The organism is Vibrio sp. 10N.222.54.E6 (assembly GCF_041473955.1).
Lineage (GTDB): Bacteria > Pseudomonadota > Gammaproteobacteria > Enterobacterales > Vibrionaceae > Vibrio > Vibrio tasmaniensis_A.
The window spans coordinates 18,996-41,259 of record NZ_JBFRTD010000050.1 but is presented as its reverse complement, the minus strand read 5'-3'; the positions used below and the strand labels follow the sequence as shown (position 1 = coordinate 41,259).

Genomic DNA, 22,264 nt, shown 5'->3' with positions numbered 1-22,264 from the left:
GGGTTCATGGGGCGGATACGATAGCAGCATAACAAATAAGAATTTAACGCTGCGAAGCCAGCGCTTAATCCGATTGTTGAACAAGCCCGATGCCTCTATATAAGTAAATTGTGCGATCTAACCTACATCAACAATACTGGACTTCCTGAATTTAAGCCGTTTGCCATACTTGCAGTTATTCATTAATTGCTAATTTAGTAAAGTCGCTGACAAACTTTTGTCCAGAGGCTTCATAGACCTGAAGTTTTACTCGTGGCACTTTTCTCAAAAAGTGCCAACTAGCTCAGATCTGCCCCAAAGTGTATCACGACCGATGATTGACTAATTAATGGTGAGTTGATTTTGTAATACATATGCTAACTAACAACCCTAGAGTGCAGGTGTTTTTTTCGTAACCCATCACTCGTGTGCGTACAAAAATCACATAACCATAATATATGACTTGAGTTGCTTAAAAAGATTGAGCAAGATGGACAGAAGTAAATGACTATATCCCGACTGAAAAGCGTTATGCACAGGGGCAATTAATGACGAAAGCGAAACAAGCTTTAAGCATAAAAGGTGATACGTTTAACCCATTTCCAGAGCCATTTAAATCTCGCCTTGGTCAATCTGAATGCAGAAGTTTAGGTGATTCTTTTGGGCTCACTCAGTTCGGTGTGAATCTGGAAGTATTAGAACCGAATGCGCAGTCGGCTCTTCGCCATTGGCACACAAGGTCAGATGAGTTTCTTTATGTACTCGATGGTGAGCTATGTTTAGTCAGTGATGACGGTGAGCAGACATTATTTGCAGGAATGTGTATTGGCTTCCCTGCTAGGGTCGAAAATGGACATCATTTAATAAACCGTAGTAGCGAACAAGCTAAATTTATAGTTATAGGGAGCCGAGTTGCAAAAGACGAAGCCCATTATCCAGATGATGATTTCAAATGGGTTGTTGAAAGTTCTGGTGAATGGACTCCCTCTAGAAAGAACGGCACACCATACTAGTGACTGTTAAGTAGTAGGAGGGAGACTATGATTCCAACAGCGATTCTTATTCATGTTCAAAATGTCGCATTGGGCATCGATTAGTATCAAAAAGCCTTTCCTACAGCTGTATCTGTTTATCATCCTAGTTTCGACTTTACCATGCTCAATTTGAACGGTTTTTCTCTTGAGATAGTACAAGCAGACGAAAAAGTAGGCTCGTGTAAATGTGGGACAGTTTTATATTGGTCGGTAAACAACTTGGATAAAGCACTGGATCATTTTGAAGAGCTTGGTGCAAAACTGTATAGAGGCCCAATGGCAATTGAAAATAGGCTTTTTATGTGTCAAATCGAAGACCCGTTTGGCAACTGATGTGCACCATTAATACTGGACAGGGAGCTTAGTGACTTTCCATACTTATGCTAATTCGTGATTTGCTAATACTTGGTTCTCCGAAACTCATTTCTGTCCAAAACCTTCACAGGCTGAATTTTTACCTATGGCACTTTCTAACTCGAAAGTGCCCTTTTCTGCGTTAACGTAATTACTCAGTAGCAGATCACGCTACTGAAATCACCGTACTTTTTCTTATATGCCAAAAGTGTTAAAAAGATAAGAGAACATCGAATGATGCTCTCTTAAATATCGGGGAGAGTACAGCTAAATAGTAAACACATTTCAGACGCGAATGAGTGTATACAAAAAGGCCGCAATCAGCGGCCTAGTTTAAAATCTACTAATTCAAAGTTAAAGCATCAATTTGAAGCTCTTTAAGTGTGAGATGAAGCTTGGGAGTCTCTGCTTTTGTAAGCAAGCTAAGAACTCATCTTGGCTCATTGGTGGCCTTTTTAATGAAGCTCTTTGTTGCTGAGCAGCCTTAACGCATGCGCTACTGTCCAATTCGAACATATCGCACAGGAACTCGTCTGGATGTATTGCTGTTAGACCTAAAGGCTCGAGTTCGCAAGAAGGAAAGTCTTTTAGGTTGAACGTAATGATAGACTCAGCCTGACCTTTAATGGCGGCAGCTACAACATGTCTATCATCAACATCGGGTAAAGTAAGGCCATCAATTAAAGACTCATACCCTTCAATCAAGCAGTCTGGAACATTTGCGTTCATTAACTGTCGAGTTCTTTGCAGTTGTTCTGCATTTAGCTCTGGCCTATTTTTCAGTAGATTTCGAGTCCATTCATCATGTATCTGTTCTGTCCATCGCGCTCTAAACAGGCCAGTATTGGCCAAGTACATTAGGTAGCTTCGGAGTGGAGCTGGGTACATTACACATGCGTCTAGAATTACCGTATATGACGCCATTAATATCCCATATCCATTTCTTGGTCTAATGCAGATAGTTCAGCAAGAGCAGCTAGTCTGTTCTCTTCTAGGCAGTTCTTGTACTCCATAAGATCAGTATAAGCTACCTTTCTACGGTTGCCAGTACGGCTAAACGGAATATCACCTGAATCAAGAAGCTTAATGAAAGTAGGACGAGACATGTTTAGCATCTCAGCACCTTCTTGCGTTGTGAGTTCCGCATGAATAGGTGTGATGCTAACAGAGTTGCCTTGACCTAATTGAGTAAGCATCTCGATCATCATATTTAATGCGCTTGCTGGAATAGTTACTTCGTGAGTCTTACCAGACTTATCGACAACGTTAATCCTTTGAGCTTCACCATTAATTTCTATAACGGCTGACAACTCTTGGCTACCAAGCTTAGCCAGTGCCATTTCTTCAGCGCTTGGCAATTTTGTAGCAGTATTCATCGTGTTTCTCTCTAGTTTTTAGTTTCTGATGTCATGGTATACAAATCTTCTCACCATGACATTATCCGAAATATTCGAAAAAAGTCAACATTCGAAATATTCGAAATATTCGAAATATTCGAAAGAAAGAGAGTGTCACATTATCGTTGGACTTAGTGCTCGTAGGCGGCCTAGTTCAAGGTCTATCAACGCATGCTTAACTATCTTTAATCATAGTACTTCAATATGTAGTGTATGAGAGGAATTGGTCAGCCAGATGTAGGCTAGCTGAATGATTATAATATTAGAAGTAATTCGAAAGGTCAGAGTGTTCTATGATTCATAACTCGGAATTGTCCGAAGATTAGTTTCAGTTATATCTGTCATGTTAAAGCATGCGGCAATCGTTTACGCCTCGTTATTCATTCGTAACTTGCCATCTTTCTTGTTGTGCCTGTGAAGTTGTCTGATACTTCGATACGTTTCATTTCGATGTTCATGGTGGGTTCGATTTTTTTAAGACGTGCTATATCACTGGCGATTCGTTTACAGCCTAAAAACAAGATGCCATCGAGTGGTGTTATGACATCTCCAGCCTTGAGGCAATCAACGAGGGAGGTGGCAGAGAGTGGTGTTTTTGTCCCAGCAACGTAGCGGGTTGCCACAAACTCATTCGTATAGTGGATTTCTCTTGGTAACATTTGTTCGCTTTTGGCGTAAATCATTCCGCTTTGTTTACCATTAATAACTCGATGCTCTTTATACACTCGTGTTTCCTCGCCTATGGTGGCCATAGCTTGTGGTGCGCGTGTGATGAATAAGCGAAAAGGTAGATCTTCACTTGTGATGTAATCGACAAGGTTAAACGCTAATCTTGCTCTCGCGATCTCTCCGAGTGGTTTGTCACGACAGATTTGTAGAACCTGATCCCATTGGCTGGTCAGTCGAGTGCTTTCTTTATCGCTTCTAACTTTAACCTTGAGAATATCGTAGTGAATTATCTTTTCCATGGTTAATTTGGCCTTCCGTTTTGCTTGCTTCGTTAAATTCCAACCTAACATTATTTTTTTATAACAAATTAAAGCAGTTATCCACAAAGTTGGGGCGTAACCTGTCTAAAACCTTCGTCGGTTGAGTTTATGCTCATGGTACCAAATAGATCGAAATCACCTAAAAATGCCGATAATTGTTTTCAAATTGAAGTAAAAAGCGCCAATTATAAAACTTATCGCGACACTAAGAGGCGGGTATATTCGTTGACTTCTAAAAGAGCCCAATGATGGTTACTTTGCAATTGGAGTAGATTACCGCCAGTGCTCCTTGAAGCGAAAATTAGAGCAACTGCCATTGATTTCTTGAGAGGTCATGGGGGTTGGTTAATCTCTGCACCCTCGTTAGGGTACCAATAGGCGGATACCTACTTATAAGCTCTCATCCTATCCAAATTCACGAGTTGTGATCTGATTTAACTTTTTGGTGAAATTACCTCTGTTAATCCCTAAAACCCTAGCAGCCTTAGACTGATTACCGCGCGTATGAGTTATCAACTCAGTAAACAATATTTCAAACACAGCAGGAGTCACCCAAGACATATCAGGGCTAACTGATTGTTTATCAAACCATGTCGGTTCCAGTTCTGCTCGGATAAGTTTTTTTAAATGGTCTTTGTTGATTGGGGTTAGTTGGTCATTCATAGAAGTTGAAGGTCATTAAGGAACGTTATCATTCTGACAAATTTACCATGAAATCGCCTTGAAATCAGCCGACGCGGGAAAATACGAATACGATGGATAACTGTCCAGCGCAATAAGCAACGAGGACATTTTTAATCATAAGCTCAAAGCCATTCGTTTCTAAAAACACTCGACCAATCCCTGTCCGGTGATGCCCATCATCAACATAAAGCTCACCATCTCTATTACACAGAGACCAATTTCGCTTTTCTTCTTAAAAAGAGTAATCAGGATTGCTTTGAAGGTTTCGAGCATAACGCTGACCACGTTCGAGACCGTGAGGATTATCAGCGCAAGGAAATAAACCACCCAAGTTTTGCCAGCATGTCGGGGCTCTAGCCCCCCACCCCGTCGGAGAGGTGAACATCCGTGACTTACCTTCGGCATGCGTAAATTTTTTTCATATCAGAGCCCTACACCGCAATACCATTAGCCAACAACCGTTCAATTGTTGGCCAGCTCATCTGCATACGCAGGTAATTACCTAAAAAAGCACTGCATTTCACTCTCAAGGAACCACGATGCCTAGACCTAAACGCGCGTCCGGCAACCACTTTACCCGTGGCGGACAAATTACTTTTCACTCCATTCGGATGTTCTTTCAAGTCAACAATACCTTAGTCTACGCCGCCATTTGGTCGGTGATAGCGCTCACTGGCGTTCTTACCTGGCTACGCGCGCCCGATAACGCCTTTTGGTCTGTGTTCTACTACTGGCGCAATCATATCTATGCCAGCTTTGGGCACAATCTTAACAGCGAAGTCACGACGTTCTGGAGCGGGAAACGCTACGTTGGTACGCTCGCCTCCCAACTGGAAAACACCCAACTCATCGACCTTTACGATAACGTGATACACCAAATACAAATCAACTTCTTAATTGCCATCGGTATTGCCTTCGCTATTTTGATGCTCGCCATGAGTTTCTTTAAACGACAAGGCGAAAAGCAAAGTGAAGATTTCCACGTTCGAGGCTTTCAATACGCCGAACCCAAAGTGCTCACAAATGATTTGAAAAAACGGGCAAAGAAACTCAAAAGACAGGGTGTAGGCAACGGACGGATTTCTGATTTCAAAGTGGATGGGCTGGCCTTGTTTAAGCGTGAGTTTGAAGTTCAGCATATGCTCATCGACGGCACCACAGGGGCAGGTAAATCCGTCATGCTTCGTAAACTCCTGCGCTGGATACGTAAACGTGGGGATAAAGCCATTATTTATGATAAAGGCTGCACCTTTACCAGTAAGTTCTTTGACCCTAGCCAAGATACCTTACTCAACCCCTTCGATGAACGCTGCGCCAATTGGGATGTCTGGTGTGATGCTAAGGATGCCCCTGATTTTGAAAACATTGCGAACGCGCTTATCCCGCAACATGGTGAAGGTGATCCGTTCTGGGTTGATTCCGCACGGACTATCTTTTCAAGTGCGGCGTATCGCATGAGCCAAGATGACAAGCCCTGCTCGACCGCAAGGCTGCTTAGCCTGATACTCACGTCTGAACTTGAAACCCTGGGTAATTTCCTGCAAGGCACAGAGTCTGCTTCCCTGGTCTCTAAAGACATCAAAAAGACGGCCATCTCCATTAAGTCGGTGCTCGCCACCTACATTAAGAGCCTACGCTTTTTAGATGGCTTGGATGATAAAGACGCGAAAGGAGAGCCCAAACGCAAACCGTTTTCCATCACCGATTGGGTACAAGATGATAAACAAAAAGGCTTTTTGTTCTTATCGAGTAACGCGCAGCAACACGCTTCACTGCGTCCTTTAATTTCAACTTGGCTTGCCATTGCCTCTAACGCTATTTTGGGACTCAAAGCCGATGAAGACCGCCGTATCTGGGTGATTATGGATGAGATGCCTAGTCTGCATAAACTGCCTGAGCTGGATAACATCATTTCAGAAGTGCGTAAGTTTGGGGGCTGTTATGTGATTGGTCTCCAGTCTTATGCGCAGCTCGTGAAAACCTACGGAAAAAATACCGCGGACGTTATTTTTGATTTACTCAACTCTCGCTTTTACTTTCGCGCCCCCTCAGCGCAGATGGCGCAAATCTCATCCAAAGATTTGGGTGAGCAAGAGGTGGACGTCTCAAGAGAGAACATTTCTTACGGTGCAAATGCGTTGCGTGATGGGGTATCGATTGGTCACCAAACCGTCACCCGCCCTGTTGTCTCTAGCAGTGAAATCCAAGCCATGGATGATTTACAATGTTACCTTCGCGTACCAGGAAGCAGCTTTATCACTCAATTAGAGTTGCACTTTGATAAGATGCGAGATGTGACACCAGCCTTTATCAAACGTGAACACACCCTATCTCCAGCGATGATTAAAGCATACCAAGAAGCCGTTTACTGTGAGTGTGTTGCTCCAGGGCTTTTCCTTAGTGAAGAAGAGCGTAATGCTCTCTCAACCCGCCAATCAGAGCAATTTGACACTGCAGAAGAGATGAAGCTCGAGACAGCCCAAATCAAAGAAGCCACGCAAAGCAAAACAGTCAAAAATCTTGTCAATGATGATGCAGAAAATCTCAAATCAGACGGTCACTATCAAAAGCGCGCTCAACAAGATCTCGAAGAGTCGGCGATATCTCAAGATATCGGGATGGACGATATATCTGAATGATGAAAGGGAAACTAGCTAAATATTACCATGAGATGATAGAAGAGCAATTTATATAAATAATGAATAATTTAATATATAAGATTATTTTTAAGGCGTCTAAATAGGGGTAATTATATTTTCTATAAATCATAAACCACCTTAAATCTAACCTCAGTCAGAGTACAGGGTAAATTATAGAGAGGTCTTTATATGGAAAAGCAAAGAGAACGACGTCAATGGGGAACTTGGATAAAGAGTGTTTTCATCTTTTTTATCGGAGGGTTAATTTTTAGTTCACAAACCTATGCCCAAGGGAAAAAAACCTACACTTGGTTTATCAATAAGCCAAATAATGCAACCTCGTCAGTTCCTTCCTTGAAGGATCTAACTGTAAATGACATCTTGAGTGATGAAGATTACTTGAGTAAAAATACGAAAGAAAGACAGACTGGTATTCTCGTTGATGGGGTTATTCAACCTTGGGTTTATCATTGGGCTAGAATAGAAGATCGTCTAGATCCAGATACTGCCTTAAACAAGCTAAATCATCGTTATACCGCCCTAGTCCGTCCTAGGGCTACATTAGAAAGAATTCCTGACGCTATCACTAGCCCTGACCGTGTTCGATTTGATTATTGGGATTATCTTGAAGGAATGGTCTTTTGGGGAGGAAGCTCTCAAGAAGGCACAATTTTAGCCCCTGACCCTCAATGGATTGAAGAAGCTCATGTGAAAGGAGTCAAGATTTATGGCAGCGTCTTTTTGCCTAGTCTCTCCCATGGAGGAAATTTTCAAGATTGTCGAGATTTAGGGACAGTCAGTTTGATGACAAAGCTCATTGAATTGGCTGACGGACTGAATTTTGAAGGATGGTTTTTAAATGTTGAAAGTTTTTCTGGGGAGCAACAGCGAGAAACCTGTATTAATCAAATTGATTCAGCGCTAAGTGACAGTAGGATTACTACATTACAACAAGAAAAAAATATAGAATTTATAAAATATATTGGTTCAGAGGGCTATAGTGGTTGGATATCAGACGCCGATATTACTCCAAATGGCTTTATAGAACCAAGAATGAAAGCATCTCCTCATAGTAATGAAGTCGATTATTATCTCATTAGTGAATATGGTGCAGAAGCTTTAAACGAGATCAGAAATCCTGCTAAGTTCAATTCAAATAAGCAATATCTTATGTTTCCCAATGCTTCTTATTGGGGGCAGTTAGATCAGACAACTAAGTATACTATAGAAGTAGGTGCCCGAAACAATGCGGAACAAGTCGCCAAGCAATATTGGGAAGGAATGTTGGGTAACGATGAGCGTAAAGAATCAGAGGAGTATAATTGGAATGGTGTTTCTCAATATACTAAGAAGCGGAGTACAGATGCCCAGCTAGAACGTTTTCCTGTTCTTGCCTATCAGGATATTAATTTTCAAGGATCCTTGACCCATCTTAATTACGGAAGGTCTTCTGCTGAAGAGATAAATGCTATAGGAGAGATTTCGTCGATTAAGGTAGGGCCAAAAAGTTACGTTCGCTTATGTAAAAGTACTGATTATTCAAATTGTTTGACTGTATGGGGGCTGGATCTTGATTTTGTGGGCGAAGAAATGAACGATTCTATTGTCCATCTTGAGGTTGGTCCGCTTGAACTATACCCAGAAAATGTTGTTTTCTATACTGATCAGTACTTTCAAGGCCAAAAGTTGACTCTTGATCGAACTAACGCATTCTACGATACAACTGACATTTACGACAGGGCATTCTATCGATCAATTTCATCTTTGGTTGTGCCTCCAGGGAAAAAAGTACTCCTTTGTAATACAAGGACGGAAGACAGTTGTCAATTTCCCTATACTGGTACGGTAAAACTCGTAGCTGCCTCTGACAATGACGTCACACGTGGGGTTAAGATAATTGACCAACCGCAATTAACTTTAGCGACACTCTTTGCTCATCGAGACCAACAGCCTCCATTGTTTGAAATGCTCCAGCTTAACCATGTTTACAATGCTTCAGAGCTAGGGGATGTAGGTATTACTAGTTCTTCTCTTAGGTTGCACGATAAACAATATCAAGTGAAAGCTTGCCTTCAATCTAACCTAGAGGGCACATGTGATATCTACTATGCTGATAGTAATTATTTTGGTGATTTAAGAAATGACTCTTATCGCTCTTTTGTTATTGAAAAGCGTGATTTGAATAATGTTATAGGCCTCGCTTACATGGACCTTCAGTTACATGGACCTCAATATCCTTTGCTGACAGGGACGAATGAGAACTTCCCTGATATTTTTAGGGGAGGGATCTCTTCAATAAAGCTGCTCCTACCCGGCTATGAGTTTTCTTATTGCCTTACCGATAATCAACAAAATTTGGAATGTACTGGTTATAGGAGCAATGATTCTCTTGGTTTATCATCTGATTATGATGATAACAGAACCTTATCTATACGTATTCGTGAATAATTTTTTTAGGGTCAAGAAGGACTTTAAATTGAAATTTAAGGGATCCCAATAAGGTTAGCAATTTCGCCTTATATCCTCGCTCGATCGGGCGGGGATATAAGGCGTCAGTCGCGATAGCGGCTTAATCTGGTGTTAGGTGTTATTGGCTTTCTACATATGCTTTAAGAGTTTCTATTGTTGCCCCTCCTGCTGTACAAGCAAAGTAATATCGCGACCATAAGCAGCGCTTTTGCTTTGCCTTGTTAGGTGGGTATCCTGCAATCTAAGCATTCTTGATGATATGGATTTGAGGTTATTCACCATCACGCTAATTGACAACTTTGGCGGATATGATAACAAGACTAATAGGGAAAATTTGCAGAATGGAACGATCAAAAACACTGCATTTTAATAACTTAAATTTCCAACGCTAGTACTACTTGGAGAGCCTCACCCACTCTTGCCTCACGTTGTTTCCCTCAATGGAGAGCACCAATGAAACCAAGATTCCGACACAAACGTCAACACAGTGCGCGATTAAAAAACTAAAACACCCACCATGATATGTCCCCTGAAAAACAACCCGAATCACTCTTTGTTCTCGATATGCTCGACGGCAACGACTGGTGACCCCTTGTACTCACTAATCCAGCTTACGCAACATAGAGGTTACACCCTAGAGCCTTATCATCACGATTAATCACTCAACCCCCGTCCCAAGCCTTGCCATTGCAAGGCTTTTTTACGTTAATTTATCAAGGAATTACCATGTCAAGTAAGACCATCTTGAATTCTGACCATTTACCGATATTAAAAAAACAATTACACACTATTCTCAATCAACTTACCGATGCTGAAATTATTTCAAACAGCCCAATTAAAAAAAACACATGGTTATCGATTTGTGCTCAAGCGATAGGTTATAGCGACTGGGACGACTTAAAAGCGCAGACAGTAACGCACCACGTCTCAGCCCATAACATTGTATTTAACCAAGTGTCCATTATCCCTTTTATTCAGAGCGTGAGGGTAAGTCTAGGAGAGCACATCGACAACATTGAAGGATTTGCCTGTGTCATTCTAAGGAACTTAACTCCCGAAGAGCGAAACGCCATGAACGGCAAGGAAGGTGATCTTCCACCCTTACCCAAAGCCCCGACGTCCTATACATTAGAACTAGGTCCCAATACTGTTTATGCTTCCGACCTTTTAGATTGGCTCTGGCCTACCACCAAAAATCACCAAGTGGCCCCTATAAATAATCACTATTTAGAGCACGTGAAAGAAAAGCGAATTAACTTGAGTAAGCCACAAGTAAAAAAGCGCTCATTAGATGTTTACCCGCGCTCTGGCATGTTAGTAAGGGACATCTTAGGACAACTGGTTTCAGAGGGGTATCTAGAATTCAACGACACGCAAACATGCGTATCTTTTACACAAAAAGGTTTCAATTATTTAAATGGAAAAATGACCAACGAATATGACTCTGAATGGAAAGGATGGTTTAAGGCGTTTGTAGCTCATATCAAAAAAATCCCATACCGATACATCAAAATAGATTGGACACCCTATATCTATTTATATTCACGTGGAATGTCCCCCATTGAGGCGGCAAAAAATCTTGAATGGTCAGAATGCTACACTCAAGCGCACTCTGAGATCCGCTCCGCTCTTAAACACCAACTCAACATCAACTTACCTCTGTATCCCAAAGAACGATACCTGCAATTTACGCCCAGAATATTTCTGACACCTGAGCTTACCAGCAACAAGGTAACAGACATTCATTTTGAATTTATAGGACCCGACTGGGCTAAACCAAACGGCAATCCAAAAACAAAGCGCTTTTGGCCAAACAAACGCTACGTGTCTGTTTATTTAGATACCTCCCCCAAAAGTCGAGGTTGGTATGCCGTCATTCCCGATGAGGTTGATTGCTTTCAAGTGAGCTACAAATGGACAAGCCGGTCCCATTCTTTTTCAAGCGTCACCCATCATATGACTTACCAGTTAGAGCCAAATATAGAGTGTGCTCAAGATTGGCTGTATGGCAATGAGTGCATGAAGCATTCTGATTCTTCGAAACCAGCAATGGCCGCCGATGAATATAGCTTTAACCGTCTAGAATGCCTGACTCATGGCAAGCATTTAACCAAGGAAGAAATAATAGCGTTAGACCGATTTAAAGCGGGCATTACGTCCATTCACCTTGATGAAAATGGCGTCACCATTCACGAAGAAAGAACGTTAACCGCTAGCAATTCATTTGCTTGTGTTGGGATCATTTTGTAACCGCAGTAACAGCACCCACCACTCAATTCATCGCCATCATTGGTGATTGGCATTACACAAGGGAACACCGTCATGCTTTCTATCAGCCCTCTTAAATCCGCTTCTGGCGCTGCAAAGTACTACCTAAGCGAAGAAACCCCCAAAGACCTACCTGACGTCTCTTTAGAAAAAGATGCCGGTGATAACTATTACCTCAAAGAAAAAGACCAAGAAGAAAACACCTTCTGGCATGGCAAGCTGGCCATCGAAGCGGGACTGGCTGGCAAACCCGTAGAGCAAGCCACCTTAGAATCGGTCCTCTCAGGCAGTCTTGGTGATGAAACTATTAAAGGGAAAAGGGGGAAACACAAATCAGGCTTCGACCTGACGTTTTCTGCGCCTAAATCCATCAGTGTTCTCGCGCTTATTGGCGGGGACACCCGCCTAATAGAAGCGCATAACAACGCAGTGAAGTTCGCCTTAACAGAGCTTGAAAAAGACGTTGCACAAGTCAAAGTCACTCATAAGAAAGGCGTTCAAGAATACGAAAATACGGATTCGATGATATTTGCGGTCGTGCGCCACAAGACCAGCCGTGAAAACGACATGCAAGTGCACTCGCACGCTCTCGCAGCTAACATGACTCGAGACCAAGAAGGGGATTTACGCGCTTTATCAACCAGCTTAAAACAAAAAGGGGGCGTCATTAACGGCACAGGCGAGCGCATCTACAACTTCCAAAAATACTACGGTATCTTGTACCAGAGCCAATTAGCTAAGGAGGCAGAAACCCTCGGTTATTCCACGCGAGGCGTCGGCAACGGTCAGTTCGAAATCAGCGGTGTCCCTCAGCCTATTCTTGATGCATCGTCCACTCGCAAACAGCAAATTGATCAACGCACACTCGATTTAGGCTTTGACTCTCGCGCCGCGCGAGATGTCGCGACCCTCGACACTCGTAAAAGCAAAACCCACCAGAGTAACGACAACCTCAACAAACAGTGGCAAAGCACCGTAAAAGAGCAAGGGTATGAACCCGCAGAGCTTGTCACCATGGCGCAACAAGTAAAAGAAGCGCAAAACACCCCACCACTTGGTGAAACCAAAGCCGCCATCAGCAGAGCCATTGACCATCTAGGGCAATACAGCACCGCGTTACACCTTGAAAAAATCATTGAACTCACCGCCTCAGAGTTCACCAAAGGCGGCGTGCAACTCAACGCCCTTGATATCAAAAAAGTCGCGGATGAAATGATTAAGCAGGGCGACTTGATAGGACTCAGTCACAAAGGGCAATACACCACCAAAGGCTTAATTGATAACGAACAAGCGCTTATCGACAGCACCCAAGGTCGTGCGCATCACATGCGCACCCACGTTGAATCCAGCACGCTCAACAAGCTCGCTATCTCTGAAAACCAGCAGCGTATACTGACCGACCTGTACCACTCCACCAAACAGTTCCACGTGGTCAATGTGCATGGCTCATCACAAGATATTGCGCAGCAACTACTCAATGTAGGTAATCACAGCGGTAAACGTGTCCAATTGGTCTCCCAAAGCGTGAAAGCCAAGGCTGATAGCATGGAGAGCGTACAGCGCAAAAGTCAAACACTCAGCGCTTGGGTTGGTCAGCTCTTTTCAGAAGAGCAGCGCCACACCACCCACAGCTTATTGCAAAGCGATACGCCGCTGACCAATAAAGATGTCTTGCTCATCGATGACGCCAATAAGATGAGCGCCAATGAATTGTTGGCCCTCACCGATAAAGCCAAACAATCGAGCAGTAAAGTGGTGATGCTTAACCGCGTATCAAGCCGTCAGGGATTTAAAGCCAATAACGCTATCTCGCTGTATCAAAAAGGCAATGTGGAGAGTCATTCTTGGGTTGGCAAGCGAGCCAGCAACACCAACGTAAAACTGCATGACAATGATACCGATAGGATAGCGCGGGTGTACGCCGACCTCCCCGATAAAGCCAACACGCAAGTGATTGCCACTTCCAGCGTCGAGCAGCGGCGGTTAACCGAAGCGATACGGGGCCAGCTCAAAAATACCGGCGCCCTCGCCAGACACGAAACCACCCTATTCACTCAAACCCCTCACCACCTCTCTAAAGCGCAACAACCCCTCGTTCAACACTACAAACCAGGCATGACACTCACCCATTGGGAGAAAAACAAACCTCAGAGTTTTGTCATCGCCAGTATCGACAAAGAGAGCAACACCATGACCGCACTCAGCAAACGCGATGGACAATCACACACCTTTGACCCGTCCAGTCGCGCCTTTAAGCACATGAAGATGCAAATCAATAAACCGCAAAGTCTCAATATCGCCCAAGGCGAACGCCTTCAAACGCTAGGCAAACACTTCCCTGCTGGCTTGGACGCGAACCAAAGCTACCTTGTCACTCACATTGACAAAGAAAGCCTCACGCTTGAGAGCAAAGGGGAAACGCAGCGCGTCAACTTAGAGAGCCTAAAAGACGCGCCGCTGCAATACGACTACGTTCATAGCGCCCACCATATTGAGCCAAAAGCCCAAAGCGCACTTGAAAAAGAGCAGGTCTCCCCGTCAGCCATTGAGCGTGTACTGCAGACGCAAAACGTCAACGACCGCTACCTAAACGACGCCACCCAAGATTTGCTAAAGCAGGATGTCAGTCAGGCACTGTCAGCACTAGCCAAAGCGCAAAACGCCCCACTCATCGAAAAAGCGGTCAGCTTTGCCCTGAACCACCTCTCAGAGCGAGAAGCGGCTTTTAGCCAAAAAGCCTTAGTAGTGGAAGCGGTGCGTTACGCCTTTGAAGAAGCCGGAGGCTCTATTTCCAAAGAGCAGGTTGAAACAGAGCTGAATAAACGCAGCAACACCCTCTCTGCAGAGTACAGTGACGGCACACGCTGGACGACGCAAGCCGCGCTGGAGACTGAAAAGCGCATCTTACAAAACATCGATGATGGTAAAGGCCAACATCAACCTTTTGCAACGCCTAAGCAGGTGCAAGACTTTCTCGATACCAAGCCTCGCTTAACCCAAGGGCAAAAGGACGCCATCACCCTTATCTCAACCACCAAGGACAGCTTTGTGGCCATCCAAGGGTTAGCCGGTACAGGTAAGTCCACCATGCTTGAATCCAATATTGAACTTATCCAGTTAGTCAAAGAAGCCAGCCAGCAGCCAGAGCAAAGCGTCATCGGTCTTGCGCCCACTCACGCAGCGGTAGCAGAGCTCGAAAGCAAAGGCGTGAAAGCGCAAACCCTGGAAAGCTTGCTCTCTGACATCCGACAAGGCAATCGAGAAGCCAGTGACTATCAACACACCTTGTTCTTTCTCGATGAAAGCTCCATGGTCAGCAACAAGCAAGCCGATGAGTTCACAAAGCTGGTCAATGACAGTCAGTCCAAAACAGCCAAATTGGGCGATAAAGAGCAGCTTTTATCACTCAGTGCCGGTAAACCCTTTGAGCTGGCCATAAGCCAAGGCCGCATCGATACCGCTTACATGACCGATATGGTACGTCCACAAAATGACACCCTGCACAATGCACAGCAAAACACCATTGATAAACAGCCACTCAGCGCCCTAGATAAACTCCAGCAGCAAGCCCCTGATACTCAAAGCAACAGTCAACATGTCATTTCCACGTTGGATGAAAACGACAAAGACCGACGCAGAGCGCAGCTCACCGCCACAGAGAAGCTGCCCTACATGGTCGCCAAAGACTATTTAGAGCGCACCCCCGAAACGCGAGACAACACACTGATTATCGCGTACACCAACCAGGAGCGAGACACCATCACCGAACACATCCGTGTCGGTTTGATGAAACAGAGTGAGTTAGGCAAAGAGAACGTCGTCGCAACCCGGCTACGCTCAATCGGCGCCACGGGTGAAGAGCTCACTACCATGATGCCGTATCAAAAAGGCTTGATATTGAGCACCAGACCCGGTGAGTACGCGACAATCACTCACGTTGACTCAGAGCATGGCGTGGTGACACTTCAAGACGCAGCGACAGGTAAGACTAGGCCATTCTTACCGCGCAACCGTGACCACCGCTTCACCACCCTGTTCTCTACGTCAGAAAAACCACTCTCAACGGGCGATAAAATCATCACCCGTTTTACCGATAAAGAGCGCAGTATCAAAGCCAACGTGGAGTACCGCATCACGCAAGCGACTACAGACCGTGTTATCGCTCAATCTAAGACAGGACAAACACTCAACCTTAACCCTAATGCGCTTAAAGACGGGCACTGGGACTACGCTTACAGTCGAACCGCAGACATGGCGCAAGGGTCCACCTATCAACACGTCATTAGCGCGATACAAAGCAAAGGCGCACTGACCAACTTAAGACGCGCCGGTATCGATGTGACTCGTGCCAGTCAGCACATTCGGCTCTATACCGACAACACAAAACAATTGGTCAAAAGCTGGCTTTCTAAAGAGAGCCATAAAGCCAGTGCGATAGAAACCCTCAACCAAATTCCACCCAAAGACACCACCTACTTTAACCGTAATGCACTCCCTCATGAGGACGTCCGGTTCCAAAATAAAAGCGGTGACTTTGACTACAACACATTTAGGGAGCACATCAATACGCAGCTACCAAAATACACCGAAAGCCTCGCCATTCAGTTATTAGGCCAGCCGAATCAATCCAAATCAGACCGGGATTATTTAACCTTTGGTATTGGAAAATCGGCCATTAAAGTCACCTTAACTGGAGAGCATCGCGGGTATTTCAAAGACTACACCACAGGCGAAAAAGGCGCATTGATTAACCTAATCATGAGTCATAAGGAAATGAATTATAAAGCCGCGATGAATGAAGCGCACAAGATGATCAACGAACCGGAAAAATATCAACTGGAGGAAAACAGTAAACACGACAAATTACTGAGCACCACCCCAAGGCATATTGCGCAGTTTGAAGAACGGGCTAAGGATTATATCAATCAAAGCTTACCGATGGATAACACACTGGCCCAAACGTACTTAAACAAGCTCGGTGTCAATAACATTGAAAACAACCATGTAAAATTCCACCCGGCGGTCTATTCATCCGAAGATAGATCCCTTCACCCTGCAATGCTAACCAACATCCACAATAAAGAAGGCGAAACCAAAGCCATTGAAGTGACCTATTTAGACACTCAAGGAAATAAAGATACCTCCCTAGACATTAACCCAAGAACCCTAGGGACGAAATCCAAACAATTAACAAGATTCCATCAAGGGGAGAATTTAAACACCACCATCATCAGCACATCGATTGAACAATCGTTTCTAATTCGAGACCAAACCCAAGGACAGATTGATATTATTAACCTCAATCATAAGAACGACATTCAAAACATCTCTACCGATGAACTAAGACAGAACATCATTATTGTATTAAATCATGGCAATCACGATTTAAACCCGAACAACATTGAAAAAATCGTCGAGAACTTTAATGGCCGAGACATCCAATTCATGTCAAATGATAACCTTAAAGAGGACATCAAATCGTGCATTGATAAACTAGAGCGAGATAACAGTGCACATAACCTTGAATTAAGTGAGCCGCACACGTCTCATCAGGAGAGGGAATTAGACACCTTCAACTATAATGAGAAAACAGAACTCGACAGCCAATCATTCGACCACTTTGAGCCAAAAGAATATTCACCTCAACAAGAGATGGAATTTAATCAATCAGAGAAAGAGAGACATTGGGAAGACAGAGAAATCGACAGAGAGTTAGAGCGATAATAAGAGGGTAGCTGCTGCTACCCTTTTTTTTCGCCTGCAAGATAAGCATCCACTTTTTTATCCACATCAGCGGAAACCAAATTACGCATTTCTACTGCATCTTTTTTATTTTCATGGAACGCGACACCATCAAAACTTTGTGTGTGGGTTAAATTACCCGTCCCTTGGATCATCCTGATCCGTCGATACATCTCTTCCATCAACTCGCGGTTAGACGGCCGCTCATCTTCCTTATCGTTCAGTTTGATCCTCAATGCCAGCGTGAGAAGTTGCCTGACGGCTTCCGCATCACCTAACTTTTCTCTGTCTCTGAACACCTTAAAATCTTGCTCCAATTCACCCCGAATGTAACTCTGTACAGAAAAAGCTTTCGCCATAATCCCACCATCCTTTCTTAGATTTCCCTCTAAACAACACTTTACCTACATTACAATTAAATCACATGCTTGCAAAAAAGCTCACTATTTATCATTAAAAACATCGAGTTAATTGCTAATAAATCACTAGTACATCACTTCCACTTTAAACAAGCTCTCAGACCTTTCTCGAAAAGGGATTAAGTACAATTGATGCATTTATGATGTAAATCTACATTGGATTTCAGCGGCTAATTAGTTGAAATTTTGAAAATTTCCCCCCCAAAATATTCACTCTTCTATTTATATCATAAGTTATTGATTGTATTGTCTTTATGTTTAAAGCAGACAACCATTTAAATCGTTTTCGATTTAGCGTGGTGTGTGGTGAAGAATTGAAAATACAGGGGCATCTTGGGGGCGCTTTCCAATTAGTCTTTGTTTTCGCTAAGAGGCTAAATTATCGATGAAAAACGCCCCTATTGGAAGGGGTTGGGGTGTAGATTTGACCACACTGTTTTTACATTAACGCCAAGTTACTCTTATACAGGGGCACTTTCACCCCAAAAATACAGGCTAGAAATGAAAAAATTTTAGAACGCACCATCGCATCAAATCAATCAAATCAATCAATCAATCAAATATCCATTATATACTGGAGGCATTTCGTGAACAGTATCTAATTATGATTTTCATTATAAACCCTTAACAAATATAAATTAGGAATACGTAACTATCTACTTACTCTGGCAATCAGTAACAAAACAATAATGGAATTCGTCATGGAAAGACAAATAAAACTATTTTCACTGAAGAGAAAAGGAGCAGCAGTCCCTAAAGTAAACATAATTAGTATCAAATCAACTTTCTCATGAGGACGAAGCTTAAAGGTTGGCAAATTACTATAGTCATTGTAAGTCATTAACTATTCTGGTTGTCATGGCGTTGGGCGGTAAGGCGTTATCCAAGGAAAAACAAGACTTAGGTACGTAGAAAAGATTACCTGAATCAACGAGATGAAGGACAATTTCATGGATGGCAAAATCGACTGTCTCTTTAATCTGGTTCAGATCTTATCTCTCATCAACTTTGCAGACGCGCTCTGGGAGAGAAGAGTTGGGAGCTGCAATTATGCAAAATATAAGCTGACGAATGCCCAAGTGGAAGCTGGGAATGTATCGATAGGCCTTAGCCCGAGGAGTCAGGGATACTGATTACTTTAAATTGAAGATTAGACAAACCTCAATCCTAGAAACTCACTCTACCATTTACCCAGAAATCAAGCTCATCTAAGCGGAGAAGAGCCATTTAGGTATTGTAAACTCTGGTCGAAGATAACTCTCAGTCAAAGACGGCAAAGCAGAAAATTCATGGTAGTACTGCTTGTTTCTTTGGCGAGAAGAGCGTACCACTTTCGCAGTTGGCTTCCTCTTCTACGCCTTTCCATGAGTGTCGCAGTTATTATCTGAAATCAGGGATAAATGAAAACCAGCATTAATTTACTTTGATTAAGCTGTTCCCAATTTAATCAATATTGAAAGGACCCATAGCTAAGCCACCGAAGCCAGAAACAGCAGAAGCCCGGTAGAAACATTAGCTTATTCTCGCTTTGTAGCCTCATTTTAATCATGCATAAGTGTACCCGTCTTTTCGCTAAATAAGCTCTACTAAAGTTTTTATAATAAGTTTTTTTATCAAACCAGTAATATTATTCGCAGAGCCATTTAACAGAAGATCGCCGGACTAACGCTAAAAACCTACTGGATAACACTAGAACGTATTGTGCATTATCCTCGAAAAACTAGACTTTTGGTGACATAACTAGCGCTATCGTAAAAACTCATTTCACTAAAATAGTAATCAATCAACTATCAATGTAAGAATATATCCTCCCGTAAAAATATATTTCCCATAAAATTCCTTCCCTTTTTTAAAGGTTTCATTTAAATCTACATTTAAAGATATTTTAAGTGTTTTTTCATTTGTATTTATATAGGTAAGAGTTGCTGAATCAAAATCAAAATAGTAATTAACTTCAGGAAAGATGGCTTTAAATAGGCTCTCTTTGGCCGAGAAAGCTAAAGAGAATGCAGTTGACTTAACAAAACCACATTTATTTAATAGATTTATTTCGGGCGGGCTTATAATTGATTGTTTCAAGCTTTCCGAAACTTCAGCATTCAGCGATTCGATATCAATGCCTATTCGTTTATACAAACTGTCTCTACAAATAGCGCAAACTGCTACTTGGTCGGCATGGCTTATGGACCCTTTTACACTTTCAGGCCATACAGGTGCTCTTTGATTACCAATACCAACTATCGTATTCGTATGTTCGAGCTGCTTTAATATTGAAATGGCCAGTCCCCTACCAGCCAAAAATTCTGCCTTTCTATTATGTACTGAGCCTGATATTTTCTTGTATAAGTCCCTCCCTAACAGTTTTACTGCTAAGGTATCCGAATAATAGATAGGGTCAAAATGACATTTAAGACAAACAATAGGAATGCCATCGAATTCTAACGTTTCGACAGCAGTAATAAATGGAAATATGGGCGTGCATTTCATAGATTTGAACATTCCATCACTTTGATTTAGTTATAGCAAAAGTGAATATAAAACATCTTGCGTATCAATAACCCTTTTTTAAGATGAATTTTATTTTCTGATTGAATTAAGTATGTTTTACCAAACTGACAGACCCAAAAAACCAATTCGGGCTATTAAGTACACCTACCAAAACGGTATTAAAGAGCCTGTTCATGACCATCAGGTTATTCAGGTTTTACACATACTGGAAGGGGCAATTCGAGTCTATGCCAAAGATAATTGTTGGGTCATTCCTCCATCTCGGGGCCTGCTGATTCCAGCAGGGGTACCTCACAGCTTAGTCGCGGTAGGCCGAGTTGAAGTACGAACTCTTTTCATAGATCCCTTAGCACGTGCTGATCTTGGTAATGAGTTAGGTATATTTCAAGTTAACCCGCTGCTTAGAGAGCTGATTAATGCAGCTTCTGATTTCTCTGATAATCTTACAACAGGTTCACGCGAAGAACGTATCAACGAACTTATTCTTGATGAGTTGCGCTTAATTCACCTCACAGACTTTAATGTACCCATGCCTTCATCGAAAGAACTTAAATCTTTCTGTAAACGTGTGACCGCTCATTTAGAGCGCCCCTGGGAACTAGCCGATGTTGCGCTCTCACTGAATGTGTCGGCACGAACTATTTCCCGTAAATTCCACTTAGAGACTGGTTTGAGCTTTGGAGAATGGCTCAGACATTTTAGGATACTTAAAAGTATGGAGTTACTGGCTAGTGGCTATTCTGTTACGGATGCAGCAGTAGCAGTTGGTTACGATAGCCACAGTGCTTTCAGCACAATGTTTAAGAAGCGTACTAGCATTTCACCAAACTCATTCGTTGCCTTCCCAAGTCTGGTTCAAGAAAGTGACGTATCACTGAACACAGAACAATCATCAATTGGATAAGTGCAACAAGCGAGCCTTATCCCTTTCTCGATACTATGCGTTTCTAATACGTCGGTACATCCTCCTCGAGTATTCCCTTCCACCCTAACCACACATGCGCCGCATAAACCATTCCTACATACTGAGTTGATGTAAGCACCAGCATCTTCGGCCAACTCCAGTATTGATTTTTCGCCATTTGCTTTATCACAAAGCACTTCATTATCTAGATGAACTTTAATTTGGGTTTCCTGTGCCAAAGGAGTTTGACTCATAAGTGAAAAATGCTCTGTGGCAATGTCACTCGGCTCAACTTTCAGAGCTAGAAGGTTACTGGTCATATCAGCAACATAGATACCCCAAATACAAGGCACCCCAATGGCAGCTAAAAACCATAAAGTGCTCATGAACTGACCTCATTTAACCTTTCACTGCAAATGCTTTCGACATTAGCTAACGCAGCATTAGCAAAGTCCGATAAAAATACTTCCAGTTCCTGTTGAGCCCCTGTTTTTGGCTCTCCTGCCATTTCCCACACTACCTTGCAACACGAATCAGTAAGCTCTTCAACTCTCATGAGCTCCCAAAGGTTTCTGAGGTTCAGAGAAGTGGAAATTATATTGAAGTGCATTTTCATGTTGGAGTTATCTCTAAACGAGATTTGGTCAACAACATAATCACCCGAATCGAATGTCTTAACCCTAACCTGACCTAATCCTTCACCTATCATCTGGCATTTATTTAGCCCATCAGTGAATCGGTCAAATCTTGAAAAGTTTCCTACAACACTCCAGACAACACCGGCTGGAGCCTCAATCTTCTTTTCCATTCTTAAGGTTTTTGTTTGAGGAATGGCAGGATAGAAGTGTCGATGACATATAGTATTTTCCATGTTTTCT

Annotated in this window: 14 protein-coding genes and 3 pseudogenes; 8 read left to right on the top strand and 9 right to left on the bottom strand. The window is 42.8% G+C overall.

What is annotated here, in order from left to right:
• The first annotated feature begins 527 nt into the window (after positions 1-527).
• Together AB4513_RS23310 and AB4513_RS23305 are read left to right on the top strand one after the other, a co-directional pair.
• The gene (locus AB4513_RS23310) at positions 528-992 is read left to right on the top strand and encodes a cupin domain-containing protein (protein WP_102257497.1); all 465 of its coding nucleotides are present in this window, start codon (positions 528-530) and stop codon (positions 990-992) included.
• A 27-nt stretch (positions 993-1,019) separates the two neighbouring features.
• Positions 1,020-1,346 (top strand): annotated as a pseudogene (locus AB4513_RS23305) (glyoxalase/bleomycin resistance/dioxygenase family protein).
• 375 nt (positions 1,347-1,721) lie between these two features.
• Here the strand turns inward: AB4513_RS23305 and AB4513_RS23300 are convergent.
• The 4 genes from AB4513_RS23300 to AB4513_RS23285 all read right to left on the bottom strand — a co-directional run bounded on the left by AB4513_RS23300 (position 1,722) and on the right by AB4513_RS23285 (position 4,416).
• The gene (locus AB4513_RS23300) at positions 1,722-2,291 is read right to left on the bottom strand and encodes a PIN domain-containing protein (RefSeq protein WP_017098631.1); all 570 of its coding nucleotides are present in this window, start codon (positions 2,289-2,291) and stop codon (positions 1,722-1,724) included.
• A complete protein-coding gene (locus tag AB4513_RS23295) occupies positions 2,291-2,743 on the bottom strand; it encodes a helix-turn-helix domain-containing protein (RefSeq protein WP_017098630.1) in 453 nt (150 codons plus the stop codon). The genes AB4513_RS23300 and AB4513_RS23295 overlap by 1 nt, the downstream gene beginning before the upstream one ends.
• A 401-nt stretch (positions 2,744-3,144) precedes the next feature.
• A complete protein-coding gene (locus tag AB4513_RS23290; RefSeq protein ID WP_229648121.1) occupies positions 3,145-3,732 on the bottom strand; it encodes a hypothetical protein in 588 nt (195 codons plus the stop codon).
• 426 nt (positions 3,733-4,158) lie between these two features.
• Positions 4,159-4,416 carry a helix-turn-helix domain-containing protein gene (locus AB4513_RS23285; RefSeq protein WP_016800114.1) on the bottom strand — a complete coding sequence of 86 codons (258 nt, stop codon included), beginning with the start codon at positions 4,414-4,416 and terminating at the stop codon, positions 4,159-4,161.
• Between the two features lie 560 nt (positions 4,417-4,976).
• Between AB4513_RS23285 and traD the strand changes: the two genes are divergently transcribed.
• Complete coding sequence (traD, locus tag AB4513_RS23280; RefSeq protein ID WP_102257496.1) at positions 4,977-7,076, top strand: type IV conjugative transfer system coupling protein TraD; 2,100 nt, start codon at positions 4,977-4,979, stop codon at positions 7,074-7,076.
• Between the two features lie 189 nt (positions 7,077-7,265).
• Positions 7,266-9,524 (top strand): endo-beta-N-acetylglucosaminidase, encoded by a 2,259-nt coding sequence (locus tag AB4513_RS23275; RefSeq protein WP_102257495.1) that lies wholly within the window; start codon positions 7,266-7,268, stop codon positions 9,522-9,524.
• Between the two features lie 139 nt (positions 9,525-9,663).
• Here the strand turns inward: AB4513_RS23275 and tnpA are convergent.
• Positions 9,664-9,866: pseudogene (gene tnpA, locus AB4513_RS23270) on the bottom strand (IS200/IS605 family transposase); the annotation flags it as partial.
• 405 nt (positions 9,867-10,271) lie between these two features.
• On the opposite strand from tnpA, the gene AB4513_RS23265 reads away from it, so the two are divergent.
• Together AB4513_RS23265 and traI are read left to right on the top strand one after the other, a co-directional pair.
• Positions 10,272-11,795, top strand: a complete 1,524-nt coding sequence (locus tag AB4513_RS23265) for a hypothetical protein (RefSeq protein ID WP_102257494.1) — start codon at positions 10,272-10,274, stop codon at positions 11,793-11,795.
• A 72-nt stretch (positions 11,796-11,867) separates the two neighbouring features.
• Positions 11,868-17,537, top strand: coding sequence for a conjugative transfer relaxase/helicase TraI (gene traI / locus AB4513_RS23260; protein ID WP_372193423.1), 5,670 nt, complete (start codon positions 11,868-11,870; stop codon positions 17,535-17,537).
• Between the two features lie 17 nt (positions 17,538-17,554).
• Here the strand turns inward: traI and AB4513_RS23255 are convergent, their stop codons facing one another.
• Positions 17,555-17,914, bottom strand: a complete 360-nt coding sequence (locus AB4513_RS23255; RefSeq protein ID WP_016800120.1) for a hypothetical protein — start codon at positions 17,912-17,914, stop codon at positions 17,555-17,557.
• A 1,046-nt stretch (positions 17,915-18,960) separates the two neighbouring features.
• On the opposite strand from AB4513_RS23255, the pseudogene AB4513_RS23250 reads away from it, so the two are divergent.
• Positions 18,961-19,186: pseudogene (locus tag AB4513_RS23250) on the top strand (ISL3 family transposase); the annotation flags it as partial.
• Between the two features lie 567 nt (positions 19,187-19,753).
• On the opposite strand, the gene AB4513_RS23245 reads toward AB4513_RS23250, so the two are convergent.
• Positions 19,754-20,473, bottom strand: a complete 720-nt coding sequence (locus AB4513_RS23245; protein WP_048666147.1) for a 4'-phosphopantetheinyl transferase — start codon at positions 20,471-20,473, stop codon at positions 19,754-19,756.
• A 100-nt stretch (positions 20,474-20,573) separates the two neighbouring features.
• Here AB4513_RS23245 and AB4513_RS23240 point away from each other — a divergent pair, with 100 nt between their 5' ends.
• The gene (locus AB4513_RS23240) at positions 20,574-21,386 is read left to right on the top strand and encodes a helix-turn-helix transcriptional regulator (RefSeq protein WP_080968032.1); all 813 of its coding nucleotides are present in this window, start codon (positions 20,574-20,576) and stop codon (positions 21,384-21,386) included.
• Here the strand turns inward: AB4513_RS23240 and AB4513_RS23235 are convergent.
• Both AB4513_RS23235 and AB4513_RS23230 read right to left on the bottom strand, forming a co-directional pair.
• Positions 21,338-21,772 (bottom strand): 2Fe-2S iron-sulfur cluster binding domain-containing protein, encoded by a 435-nt coding sequence (locus tag AB4513_RS23235; RefSeq protein ID WP_057620393.1) that lies wholly within the window; start codon positions 21,770-21,772, stop codon positions 21,338-21,340. The two genes, AB4513_RS23240 and AB4513_RS23235, sit on opposite strands and share 49 nt — an antisense overlap.
• Positions 21,769-22,257, bottom strand: coding sequence for an SRPBCC family protein (locus AB4513_RS23230; RefSeq protein WP_048666148.1), 489 nt, complete (start codon positions 22,255-22,257; stop codon positions 21,769-21,771). Before AB4513_RS23230 ends, AB4513_RS23235 begins: the two co-directional genes overlap by 4 nt.
• Positions 22,258-22,264 lie beyond the last annotated feature (7 nt).